The sequence below is a fragment of the Streptomyces bambusae genome, assembly GCF_020532645.1.
GTDB classification, from domain to species: Bacteria; Actinomycetota; Actinomycetes; order Streptomycetales; family Streptomycetaceae; genus Streptomyces; species Streptomyces bambusae.
Genome location: NZ_JAJAUZ010000067.1, coordinates 26,844 through 38,278, shown reverse-complemented (window position 1 = coordinate 38,278; position 11,435 = coordinate 26,844). Strand labels below are relative to the sequence as shown.

The 11,435-nt window shown below is 70.8% G+C and carries 9 protein-coding genes and 1 pseudogene; 5 read left to right on the top strand and 5 right to left on the bottom strand.

Translation table 11 applies throughout. The annotated features are described in order from the left end of the window. Positions 1 to 205 (bottom strand): DUF6284 family protein (locus LG634_RS31485; RefSeq protein WP_226738857.1); only part of this gene is annotated, 205 nt, incomplete at its 3' end. A 482-nt stretch (positions 206 to 687) separates the two neighbouring features. Here LG634_RS31485 and LG634_RS31480 point away from each other — a divergent pair. Both LG634_RS31480 and LG634_RS31475 read left to right on the top strand, forming a co-directional pair. Then, on the top strand, positions 688 to 1,530 hold the full coding sequence (locus LG634_RS31480) for a helix-turn-helix domain-containing protein (protein WP_226738855.1): 843 nt from the start codon (positions 688 to 690) through the stop codon (positions 1,528 to 1,530). Position 1,531: 1 nt separating this feature from the next. Further along, positions 1,532 to 2,374, top strand: a complete 843-nt coding sequence (locus LG634_RS31475) for a protein phosphatase 2C domain-containing protein (RefSeq protein WP_226738853.1) — start codon at positions 1,532 to 1,534, stop codon at positions 2,372 to 2,374. Positions 2,375 to 2,412: 38 nt separating this feature from the next. Here the strand turns inward: LG634_RS31475 and LG634_RS31470 are convergent, their stop codons facing one another. After that, positions 2,413 to 2,976: a hypothetical protein gene (locus tag LG634_RS31470; RefSeq protein ID WP_226738851.1), complete on the bottom strand. Its 564-nt coding sequence runs from the start codon at positions 2,974 to 2,976 to the stop codon at positions 2,413 to 2,415. Between the two features lie 248 nt (positions 2,977 to 3,224). On the opposite strand from LG634_RS31470, the gene LG634_RS31465 reads away from it, so the two are divergent. The 3 genes and pseudogenes from LG634_RS31465 to LG634_RS31455 all read left to right on the top strand — a co-directional run bounded on the left by LG634_RS31465 (position 3,225) and on the right by LG634_RS31455 (position 7,240). Continuing rightward, a complete protein-coding gene (locus tag LG634_RS31465; protein WP_226738849.1) occupies positions 3,225 to 3,869 on the top strand; it encodes a hypothetical protein in 645 nt (214 codons plus the stop codon). Positions 3,870 to 4,026: 157 nt separating this feature from the next. Then, positions 4,027 to 4,113 (top strand): annotated as a pseudogene (locus LG634_RS31460) (glutamine synthetase); the annotation flags it as partial. A gap of 139 nt (positions 4,114 to 4,252) precedes the next feature. After that, entirely contained in the window at positions 4,253 to 7,240 is a 2,988-nt protein-coding gene (locus LG634_RS31455) for a bifunctional [glutamine synthetase] adenylyltransferase/[glutamine synthetase]-adenylyl-L-tyrosine phosphorylase (protein ID WP_226738848.1), read from the top strand. 290 nt (positions 7,241 to 7,530) lie between these two features. Here LG634_RS31455 and LG634_RS31450 read toward each other — a convergent pair whose 3' ends face one another. The 3 genes from LG634_RS31450 to LG634_RS31440 form a co-directional block, all read right to left on the bottom strand. Next, positions 7,531 to 8,421 carry a phosphatase PAP2 family protein gene (locus tag LG634_RS31450; RefSeq protein ID WP_226738846.1) on the bottom strand — a complete coding sequence of 297 codons (891 nt, stop codon included), beginning with the start codon at positions 8,419 to 8,421 and terminating at the stop codon, positions 7,531 to 7,533. 125 nt (positions 8,422 to 8,546) lie between these two features. After that, positions 8,547 to 9,569, bottom strand: coding sequence for a LacI family DNA-binding transcriptional regulator (locus LG634_RS31445; protein ID WP_226738844.1), 1,023 nt, complete (start codon positions 9,567 to 9,569; stop codon positions 8,547 to 8,549). A 25-nt stretch (positions 9,570 to 9,594) separates the two neighbouring features. Beyond that, a complete protein-coding gene (locus tag LG634_RS31440) occupies positions 9,595 to 11,271 on the bottom strand; it encodes a glycoside hydrolase family 13 protein (RefSeq protein ID WP_226738842.1) in 1,677 nt (558 codons plus the stop codon). Positions 11,272 to 11,435 lie beyond the last annotated feature (164 nt).

Sequence of the window (11,435 nt, the reverse complement as noted above, 5' to 3'; positions counted from 1 at the left end):
ACACCCGGTTCTGCGCCCGCCGGATCCGCTGAGCGTCCAGCTCCGACGGCACCCGGTCCAGCACCGCGATCTCCAGACCAAGCAGGTCCAACTCCGCCTCGATCAGCGGCGCCTCCTCCTTGATCGTGTCCAGCTCCGCATCCGACGGCTCCATGTCCACCGGCAGGTGGGTAACACCGCTCTGAAGTGCAGCGATGGGATTCATTGGGTCGTGCTCCCTTCTCAGAGGAACGGCCCGAACGAGGTCCCGGAGTTGCCGCTCCGGGGCCTCACGCCGTTGGAACCACCCGGCTCCCCTCGACCCCGCCCGTGCAGCGCCGAAGGCACCGGACGGGCAGAGGAGGCAACCGGCCGCAACCCCCGGCAGGGGCGGCGGAAGGGTGAGTGCGCGGACCTGAGCCGCGCCGACCGCCTTTTCAGCTAAAGGAGGCGGTGACCACAACTGTTCAGTTCTCAAGAGACAGGCGCTCCCGACTGGCCGTGGAAACCCAAGGGCTCCCGTACGCGAGGGCACGGGGACACAGTCGGAGCAGGTTTGTGCAGGTCAGGAGCCGCTTAGCCCTCCCAAGCATTCGCTGCTTAGGGGGTCTATGCGCTGACCTGATAGCCAAGGTAGGCAGTCCCGGCGTAGCCGTCAAGCCCCCCTCGCGATATGGTTGCTAGACCCCCTAAGCGCGGAGGTTGAGGGTGCACGAAGAGATGCAGCAAGTGGCCCAGGTTGCGGTCCCCGTGGAGCGCGCCAAGGCGGCGAGCACGTTGATGGCGGACTACTCGGGCCGAGTCACCGAACTAGCCCGCATCCGGCGCGAGGCGATCGAGGAGGCAGCGGCCGGCGGCATGTCTCAGTCCGAGATCGCCGCTCACCTCGGAGTCAGCCGCGGGCGGGTCGGCCAGTTGGCCAGCCAGGGTCCGCCGCCTGAGCGCGCCTTCTTCGGCACGGACCTCGTGACCGTGTCGCTCGGCGGCAAGTACGAAGCAGGAAAGTCTCCGGAGGAGATGGGGGAGGTCATCGCACGCGAAGACCTCGCCAACTTCGACCACCTCAGGAAGTTGATGGGCGCGCTGAAGCTGGATTCGCAGTACGAGGTCATCCCGCCTACGGGGATCGTGAACCTCAACCGGGACAACCACGTCGTGGTGTGTGGGCCGCGGCTGTCCCCGATCATCGCCCAGGTGCTTGAAGGCGATGACAACCTGCGGTTCCAGAAGGACCACGCGTGGCACCTGGTAGACCTGAAGACGCAGGAGGTCTACCGGTCCCCGATGGACGAGGACGGATCAGCGGCCGACGTCGGATACCTGGCGCGCCTTCCGCGGCTGGACGGCAAGGGAACGTTCATCTACGCCGCGGGCATCCACGCGATCGGCGCGAACGGGGTCGTGCACTACCTCGAAAACAACCTTGCGGATCTTTACCGAGACGTCCGCACCCGCCGGTTTTCGACGTTGATCTCCTGCCGGTACGACCCCAAGACGCTTGAGGTCATCGAGAGCAAGCGCGTTACTCCGATCTACCGACACGAGGCATGACGTGTACGTCAGTGTTGCGACCGAACCCGGCGGTGCCGCCCCCAACGAGGACTGGGTGGCTGGTACCTCAACACTCGCCATCGTGCTCGACGGGCTCAGCACGGCTGGCCTCGATACAGGCTGTCGACACGGTGTCCCCTGGTACGTCGCCCAATTGGGCGGCCACCTTGTCGCAGCGCTGGCGGAGCATGATCGGTTGCTGACCGATGGGCTAGCCGATGCGCTTGACCGCGTGTCGAAACTCCATCCCGAGTGTGACTTGAAGAACCCTGGAACCCCGTCCGCAACGGTGGCCATTCTTCGTGAGCGGCCCGGCCACTTTGATCACCTCGTTCTTGCGGATTCGCCCGTGGTCTTGGAAGGGGACACCGGCATCAGGGTGCTGACGGATTTGCGTGTAGACGACGTCTGTCAAGATCTCCGCGCCGAGACGGAGCGCTTCCAGACAGGGACGCCGGAGCATCGAGCGAGTGTGGCCAGGCTTGTAGCGGCCCAGCGCGAAATCCGGAACACACCGCAGGGCTACTGGGTCGCGGCCTCTGCGCCGGACGCGGCGTTCCATGCCTTGGCCGGAACAGTGGATGCGAGGGAGGTGCGGTCGGCGGCCGTCATGTCTGATGGCGTTTCGCGGCTCGTCACGGAGTACCAGATGGCCACGTGGGCAGCCCTGCTGAAGCAACTGCGCACGGACGGCCCCGCGTCGCTGATTCGCACGGTCAGGGAGGTGGAGTCGACTGACCCTTACGGGAAGCGGTGGCCACGCTACAAGGCCGGAGACGACGCAGCAGTCGCGTTCTGCCAGCGTGAAGCAGGCAGCGCAATTGGCGAATCTGCGTGTAATTGATGTTCCGTTGCGGAGTTAGGCAATGCATGGAACCGCGGCTATGTTGAGGGAACTGCGAGGATTTCTGGCTCCTCCTGGCCGTCCCGGTAGATCTGGAATTCGCGTGGAACGGGCTGGCCCCACGCGCCAATTACCAGGAATTCAACGGATTCATTAGGGCGAACAACGGCATCCTCAGGAACCCGGCGAGTCAGGCCGGCCGGGTGGTCGCCTAGGCCGACACGGACCCCGGTCGCTGTTACGTTGCCTTCGTTGCGCAAGACGAAGGTGTTCTTGCTTCGAGCGAGGCGCCAACTGACTGCTTCGGCGGACGATGCTGCTCGTTCAGCCGTTTCCAGCTCATCCTGCTCAAGTGGGTCACGAGCAGAAGCCAAACTCGCCAAGAGCTGCTGGAGGCTTTGCTCAACGGCGAGGGCGCGCCGCTCTGCTGCTTCAGCCTGCCGGTTCGCTACCGCAGCCGCTTGGCTATCCACCTCGTCTCTCCGCGCTTGCTCCATCTTCTGGGCCCAAAATTGCCAGAGGCTGAGCAACAAGGCGGCGCTCGCCGTGAGGGTGGCGCCCCAGGTTGCTGCGTCGCCCATCTCGATGGCCTGATTCATCATGGCTCGAAACTACGCCTGTAACCACTCTGGCAACAGGGTGTAGCACCACCCGCTGGAGGGCGGACGGCTCGGAAGCGGTCACCCAAGCCACTTCCCATCTGGGCGATGGCAAGGCCCAACGGGGCTGGGGCGGAACGTTGCTTCCGCTCCAGGTCTCGCGAACCGTCCGAGAGGCCGCGCCGGCCAGATGCGCTGGAGTTGCACCATTCCCCTGAACTTCACATGCAGCGTCGCAGACCATGTAGTGCATGTCCTACTCGTACTTGGCCATCGAGAGCACGGGCGCCGTGGTGATCGCGGCAGCGGCGGCGGTCGTAGGTGCTGCCGCTGGTGCCGTCGGAACATTGCTGGCGGCCAGGTTCGCCAGGCAAGGCGCAATCGGGGCCGCAGCGCAAACCGGTGCTGACGCATACGGTAAGGCGGTCCGTGAGACGAGGCTGGATGCCTGTACTGGCTTCGCAACGGCGGTGCGTGGGGTGATCAGCGGAGCCCAGGACATGTCGAATGCTGTTCGGGTTTACAACCTCGAATTTGGATCCGATGATCGAGGTCCGTTGCCGACGCAAGCGGATCTGCTGGCCTTGGTCGAGACGATGGGTGATGCGGCCGTTCGTGTGCGAATCGCTGGCCCCAGAGTCGTGGCGGAGGCAGCGGACGGCGTTCTGGCCAGGTGCAGGGACGTGGTTACTTCCCTCGGTGAGTACATGAACCTCACGGCAAGCAGCCTCATGCCTGTCGACAACCCGGACATGCCAATCACGATCATGAGTGACAGGCCGATCATCCGGCATGCTGAGGTGCAGACGGCTTTGGCGTTTGCGGCCGACTCTCTGGCCAGATTTCTCGACATCGCTCGTGATCATCTGGACGATTGGAACGGCAGGGCGGCATAGAGACGACGCCACCAAGGTGCCGGGCTCCGCGCCGGGCCGTGTGTGGGCCGTCGGAAGGCGGCCCAGGGTGGCCAACGACGACCAATGACGACCGGTGCCATGTCTGTGCGGGCTGGGCCGGCGCCGTTCTCCCAGGTCCCCAAGGGGGGCGGCTCAGTTCCTCCGCAACAAGAAGCAGGAGTGGGAGGAGTACCGCTCCGAGGTCACCGCCTTCGAACTGCGGAAGAACCTGCCGGTCCTGTAGGGCGGCGGACGGCAACCGGGCCGGCGGTCACAGGCCGCCGGCCCGGGCCGTTTCCGGGCGGCCGGGCGGGCACCGGATAGGCTCGGAGGCCGGAGTCGGGTGCGGTGGTTGCGTGGTGCACGGAACGGGAGGCGGCGGGATGACGGTTCCGGGGCGCAGGAGCAGTACGTTCATCCGGCTGCTGCGGCACGGGTTCACCGACCCGTCCGCGGCGGGACGGCTGCTGGATCTGCCGGAGCTGGCCGCCGTGCGGAGCGACCCGGTGTTCCTCGACGCGCTCGGTGCCACCGCCGATCCGGACCTCGCGCTGCGCGGGCTGGTACGGCTGGCCGAGACGCAGGACGACGAGGGCCGGACCGCGCTGCTGTCCACCCTGGCCGCCGCCAAGCCGCTGCGCGACCGGCTGCTCGGGGTGCTCGGCGCCTCCGAGGCGCTCGCCGACCACCTGGCCCGCCACCCGCAGGACTGGCAGGCCCTGGTCACGTACGAGTCGTCCGACCTGCACCCCGGCATCGCCGAGTTCGAGCAGGGCCTCGCCGAGGCCCACGACCCGGTGTCCCTGCGCGTCGCCTACCGGCGCTGCCTGCTGGCCATCGCCGCCCGCGACGTCTGCGGCACCACCGACGTCGCGCAGACCGCCGCCGAGCTGGCCGACCTCGCCACCGCCACCCTGCGGGCCGCCCTGCGGATCGCCAGCAGCGCCGACCCGGGCGACGCCGCGCAGTGCCGGCTGGCCGTCATCGCGATGGGCAAGTGCGGCGGCCACGAGCTGAACTACGTCTCCGACGTCGACGTGATCTTCGTGGCGGAGGCCGTCCCCGGAGCCGACGAGGCCAAGGCCCTGCAGGCCGCCACCAGGCTCGCCTCCCACCTGATGCGGATCTGCTCCGACACCACCGTCGAGGGCACCATCTGGCCGGTGGACGCCAACCTGCGCCCCGAGGGCCGCAACGGCCCGCTGGTCCGCACCCTCTCCTCGCACCTCGCCTACTACCAGCGCTGGGCCAAGACCTGGGAGTTCCAGGCCCTCCTCAAGGCCCGCGCCGTCGCCGGCGACGAGGAGCTGGGCGCCGCCTACGTCGACGCCATAACGCCCCTCGTGTGGCAGGCCGCGGAACGCGAGAACTTCGTCGCCGACGTGCAGAAGATGCGCCGCCGGGTCGTCGACAACATCCCCGCCGCCCAGGTCGACCGCGAGCTCAAGCTCGGCCCCGGCGGCCTGCGCGACGTCGAGTTCGCCGTCCAGTTGCTCCAGCTCGTGCACGGCCGCAGCGACGCCACCCTGCACTCCGGCACCACCCTCGACGCCCTGCACGCCCTGGCCGCGGGCGGCTACGTCGGGCGGGCCGACGCGGCGCAGCTGGGGGACGCGTACCGGTTCCTGCGGGCGATGGAGCACAGCATCCAGCTGTACCGGCTGCGCCGCACCCACCTCGTCCCCGAGGACGAGGCCGACCTGCGGCGCCTCGGCCGCTCCCTGGGGCTGCGCACCGAGCCGGTCGCCGAGCTGAACAAGGCCTGGCGGCGGCACGCGTCCGTGGTCCGGCGGCTGCACGAGAAGCTGTTCTACCGGCCGCTGCTGGACGCCGTCGCCCAGCTCGCGCCCGGCGAGACCCGGCTCAGCCCGCGGGCCGCCGGCCAGCGCCTCGAAGCGCTCGGGTACGCCGACCCCGCGTCGGCGCTGCGCCACCTGGAGGCGCTGGCCTCCGGGGTCACCCGCAAGGCGGCGATCCAGCGCACGCTGCTGCCCGTCCTGCTCGGCTGGTTCGCCGACTCCGCCGACCCGGACGCCGGGCTGCTGAACTTCCGCAAGGTGTCCGACGCGCTCGGCAAGACGCCGTGGTACCTGCGGCTGCTGCGGGACGAGGGGGCCGCGGCCGAGAACCTGGCGCGGGTGCTGTCCGCCGGGCGGCTCGCCCCCGACCTGCTGATGCGGGCGCCCGAGGCGGTGGCGCTCCTCGGCGACCAGGAGGGTCTGCGGCCGCGCGGCCGGGAGGCGCTCGAACAGGAGGTGCTGGCCGCGGTCGGGCGGGCCTACACCGCCGAGGCGGGCGTGGCGGCGGCCCGCGGGGTGCGGCGGCGGGAGCTGTTCCGGACCTGCGCGGCCGACATCATCGCCTCGTACGGGACCGAGGACCGGCCGGTCGAGGAGGACCACGGGGCGCTCGTGGACCAGGTCGGCACCGCCGTCACCGACCTGACCGCGGCCACCCTGGCCGGAGCGCTCCGGGCCGCGGTGCGGGCGCAGTGGGGCGACACCCTGCCGACGCGGTTCGCGGTGATCGGCATGGGGCGGTTCGGCGGCGGGGAGCTGTCGTACGGGTCGGACGCGGACGTGCTCTTCGTCCACGAGCCGCGCGAGGGCGTGGACGAGCAGGAGGCGGCGAAGGCCGCGCAGGCCGTCATCTCGGAGATGCGGCGGCTGCTCCAGCTGCCGACCGCGGATCCGCCGCTGCTGATCGACGCCGACCTGCGGCCAGAGGGGCGCAGCGGGCCGCTGGTGCGGACGCTGGGCTCGTACGCGGCCTACTACCGGCGGTGGTCACTGGTCTGGGAGAGCCAGGCGCTGCTGCGGGCCGCGCCCGTGGCGGGGGACGAGGAGCTGGGGCGGCGGTTCGTCGAGCTGATCGATCCGCTGCGGTATCCGGCGGAGGGACTGGGGGAGGAGCCGGTCCGCGAGATCCGGCGGCTGAAGGCCCGGATGGAGTCGGAGCGGCTGCCGCGCGGGGCGGACCCGACGCTGCACACCAAGCTCGGGCGGGGTGGCCTGAGCGACGTCGAGTGGACCGTGCAGCTGCTGCAGATGCGGCACGGGTGGGCGGAGCCGGGGCTGCGGACCACGCGGACGCGGGAGGCGCTGGCCGCGGCGCACGCGGCGGGGCTGCTGCCGACGGAGGAGGCGCAGACGCTGGACGAGGCGTGGGTGCTGGCCACGCGGGTGCGGAACGCGGTCATGCTGGTGCGGGGGCGGGCCGGGGACACCTTCCCCTCCGAGGCGCGGGAGCTGGCTGCCGTCGGGCGCTACCTGGGCTATGGCGAGGGGCGGGTCGGTGAAATGCTGGACGACTACCGGCGGGCGACGCGGCGGGCGCGGGGGGTGGTGGAAGCCCTCTTCTACGACGCGTAGCCGGCGTCGCCGCTCCGGCCGGGCCGATCCGGCCTTGCTGCCGGGCGCACCCTCCGGCTCCGCCGGGCAAATCCAGCCTCGCCGGCGTTTGAGGCGCGGGGGCCCGGGGGTGGAGCCCCCGAAACCCCGGACCCTGCGGGGCTTTTTCCCCTCCCCGCCCCTTCCCGAACTGGGGCTCCGCCCCAGACCCCGGTCCTCAAACGCCGGACGGGCCGGAAGATCGGGGCTCCGCCCCAGAACCCGGTCCTCAAACGCCGGACGGGCTGGAAATTGCGGCGGAGCCCCCGGGGTCAGGTGGTGGTGCCTCGGAGGCGGTTGAGGAGGGTGGCGGTGGCGGAGGGGGCGTCGGGGCGATCGGGGTACCGGGGAAGACCGCGGGCCGTGGCCCCGTACCAGGCGTACGAGACCGCGTAGCCGAACGCCAGGCAGAGCAGGCCCCCCACGGCGTCCAGCCAGAAGTGGTTGGCGGTGGCGACGATGACGACGAGCGTGGCGGCGGGGTACAGGAGCCCCAGGATCCGCGCCCAGGGGGCCGACGCCAGCGCAAAGATCGTCAGGCCGCACCACAGCGACCACCCGATGTGCATGGACGGCATCGCCGCGTACTGGTTCGACATGTTCTTGAGGTCCCCGGAGGCCATGGACCCCCACGTCTGGTGGACCAGCACCGTGTCGATGAAGTTCTCACCGGTCATCAGCCGGGGCGGCGCGAGCGGGTAGAAGTAGTACCCCACCAGCGCCACCGCGGTGGTCGCGAACAGCACCAGCCGGGTCGCCGCGTACCGCCCGGGATGGCTGCGGTACAGCCACACCAGCACGCCGATCGTCACGATGAAGTGCAGCGTGGCGTAGTAGTAGTTCATGCCCACGATCAGCCACGTCACCGAGTCCACGGCGTGGTTCACCGTCTTCTCGACCGCGATGCCGAGCGTGTGCTCCGCCCGCCAGATCCAGTCCGCGTTCCGCAGCGCCTCGGCCTTCTGCTCCGGCACCGCGTTGCGGATCAGCGAGTACGTCCAGTAACTGATCGCGATCAGCAGGATCTCGAACCAGAGCCGGGGCCGGCGCGGGGTCCGCAGTCCGGTCAGCAGGGCGCGACGGCCCGCCGGGCGGTCGTCGGTCACGGGGGGTGACGACTGGTCCGTCCGGGTTGCCAGTGTCTTCACGCTCGCTTCACCCATGAGGAGAGAGTCTGCCAGATGCCGTTCCTGCCCCGATCATCCCTCGGGACGGTCTTCCCCGCAGCTCCTCAGACCTGCGGACGACGCCCTTCCGCACGGCCCGGCGCTGCACGGTACGGGCCGGATCAGACCCGGCCCGGCCCGGAGGCCGTGGAGCCGCGGACCACCAGCTCGGGGTGGAAGACGAACTCGCTGTGCGGGGCCGGGGTGCCCCCGATCTCCTCCAGCAGCGTGCGGACGGCCGCCTGCCCCATGGCCTGCACGGGCTGCCGGACGGTGGTCAGCGGCGGGTCCGTGAACGCTATCAGCGGGGAGTCGTCGAACCCGACGACCGAGACGTCCTGCGGCACCCGCAGCCCCTGCTGCCGGGCCGCCCGGATCGCACCCAGGGCCATCATGTCGCTCGCGCACACCACGGCCGTGCACCCGCGCCCGATCAGCGCGGCCGCCGCGGCCTGCCCGCCCTCCAGCGTGTACAGCGAGTGCTGGATCAGCTCCTCCACGGCGTCCTCGGCCAGGCCCAGCCGCTCCTGCATCGCGAGCCGGAAGCCCTCGATCTTGCGCAGGACGGGCACGTACCTCTTGGGGCCGACGGCGAGGCCGATCCGGGTGTGGCCGAGGGCGGTCAGGTGGGTGACCGCCAGCTGCATCGCGGCCCGGTCGTCGGGGGAGACGAACGGCGCCTGCACCTTGGGGGAGAAGCCGTTGATGAGGACGAAGGGAACGCCCTGGCCGCGCAGTTGGTCGTAGCGCGTCATGTCGGCGGTGGTGTCCGCGTGCAGCCCCGAGACGAAGATGATCCCGGAGACCCCGCGGTCCACCAGCATCTCGGTCAGCTCGTCCTCGGTGGAGCCGCCCGGCGTCTGGGTCGCGAGCACCGGCGTGTAGCCCTGGCGGGTCAGCGCCTGGCCGATGACCTGGGCGAGCGCCGGGAAGATGGGGTTGTCCAGCTCGGGGGTTATCAGGCCGACCAGGCCGGCGCTGCGCTGGCGCAGCCGGACCGGACGCTCGTACCCGAGCACGTCGAGTGCGGCCAGCACGGATTCACGGGTGGCCGCGGCCACACCGGGCTTGCCGTTGAGCACGCGGCTGACTGTGGCTTCGCTGACCCCCGCCTGGGCTGCGATGTCGGCAAGCCTCGCGGTCATGGGATTGGACTGTACCGGTCGCATGTCAGATTGCCCACCACGTGCAGGAATCAGCGGGAATCTGCACCATGGGCCCCTCCGGTCCGACCGGTCCGGAGGACAGCACCGGCCGCCCGGGCACCGGCAGCTCCACCGGACGCCCCAGGGTGTTGACGGTGCAGACGAAACCGGGCCGGGCGAAGGCCAGCACCCCCGCCGGCGCCGGCAGCCACTCCACCCCGTCCCCGGCGCCCAGCCCCGGCAGCACCCGCCGCAGCTCCAGCGCCGCCCGGTACAGCTCCAGCGTCGAGTGCGGATCGCCGGTCTGCGCCGCCACCGTCAGCCCGGCCCAGCCCGCCGGCTGCGGCAGCCAGGCCCCCGCGGACCCGAACCCGTACGGCGCCCGCGCCCCGTCCCACGGGATCGGCACCCGGCAGCCGTCCCGCAGCCCCTCCTGCCCGGCTGCCTCGCTCGGCGCATCGGTACGGCCGCCGCCCGCGGCCCCCCGTCCGCCCCCGCGCCGGAACGCCGGATCCTGCCGGAGCGCGTCCGGCAGGTCGGTCACCTCGGGAAGCCCCAGCTCCTCGCCCTGGTACAGGTACGCCGAACCCGGCAGGGCCAGCATCAGCAGGGCCGCGGCCCGGGCCCGGCACAGGCCCTGCGGGCCGGAGCCGTACCGGGTGCGGTGGCGGACCACGTCGTGGTTGGACAGCACCCACGTGGTGGGGGCGCCCACCGCGGTGGTCGCGGCCAGCGACTCGTCGATCACCTCGCGCATCCGCGCCGCGTCCCACGGGCAGTTCAGGAACCGGAAGTTGAACGCCTGGTGCAGCTCGTCCGGCCGCACGTACCGGGCCAGCCGCTCCGAGGTCGGCGCCCAGGCCTCCGCCACCCCGATCCGCTCGCCGCCGTACGAGTCCAGCAGCCGCCGCCACGACCGGTGGATCTCGTGCACCCCGTCCTGGTCGAAGAACGGCAGCGGCTGCGAGCCGATCAGCGTGGCCTGCTCGGCCGCGCCCACGTCCGGCAGCCCGGGCGGCTTGACCATGCCGTGCGCCACGTCCACCCGGAACCCGTCCACCCCCAGGTCCAGCCAGAACCGCAGGATGTCCGCGAACTCCTCGGGGACCTCCGGGTGCGCCCAGTTCAGGTCCGGCTGCTCCGGCGCGAACAGGTGCAGGTACCACTCCCCGTCCGGCAGCCGGGTCCAGGCCGGGCCGCCGAACACCGACTCCCAGTCGTTGGGCGGCAGCGCCCCGTCCGCCCCGCGCCCGGGGCGGAAGTGGTAGCGGGCCCGGTCCGGGCAGCCGGGGCGGCCGGCCCGCGCGGCCAGGAACCACGGGTGCCGGTCGGAGGTGTGGTTCGGGACCACGTCCACGATCACCCGCAGGCCCAGCCCGTGCGCCGCGGCGACCAGCCCCGCGGCGTCGGCCAGGTCACCGAAGAGCGGGTCGACAGCCCGGTAGTCGGCCACGTCGTAGCCGCCGTCGGCCTGCGGCGACACGTAGAAGGGGGTCAGCCACACCGCGTCCACGCCGAGCCGGGCCAGGTGCGGCAGCCGCTCGCGGACCCCGCGCAGGTCTCCCACCCCGTCCCCGTCGCCGTCCGCGAAGGACCGCACGTACACCTGGTAGATCACGGCGTCGCGCCACCAGCCGGCCGGTCGGCCCGTCGCGTTGCTGGAAGGACTTGCAAGGCGCACATCGGTCAGCTCGTGGGTCATATCGGGGTCAACGCCGCGGAGTGCCGCCCGGTTGCGGGGTGCGGCCGTCGAACAAACAGCAAGCTGCGGCAACCGTATGGACACACGGATGTAACGATCCCCGCTGCTTGCAGAAATTTGCCGCAAGGCCTTTCGGTCGGCTTTCAGCCTTGTTACGTTCCCTG

Coding starts and splice junctions, on each gene's coding strand:
- LG634_RS31470 (WP_226738851.1), bottom strand. CDS start 2,976: ATGATGAATCAGGCCATCGAGATGGGCGACGCAGCAACCTGGGGCGCC.
- LG634_RS31465 (WP_226738849.1), top strand. CDS start 3,225: ATGTCCTACTCGTACTTGGCCATCGAGAGCACGGGCGCCGTGGTGATC.
- LG634_RS31455 (WP_226738848.1), top strand. CDS start 4,253: ATGACGGTTCCGGGGCGCAGGAGCAGTACGTTCATCCGGCTGCTGCGG.
- LG634_RS31450 (WP_226738846.1), bottom strand. CDS start 8,421: ATGGGTGAAGCGAGCGTGAAGACACTGGCAACCCGGACGGACCAGTCG.
- LG634_RS31445 (WP_226738844.1), bottom strand. CDS start 9,569: ATGACCGCGAGGCTTGCCGACATCGCAGCCCAGGCGGGGGTCAGCGAA.
- LG634_RS31440 (WP_226738842.1), bottom strand. CDS start 11,271: ATGACCCACGAGCTGACCGATGTGCGCCTTGCAAGTCCTTCCAGCAAC.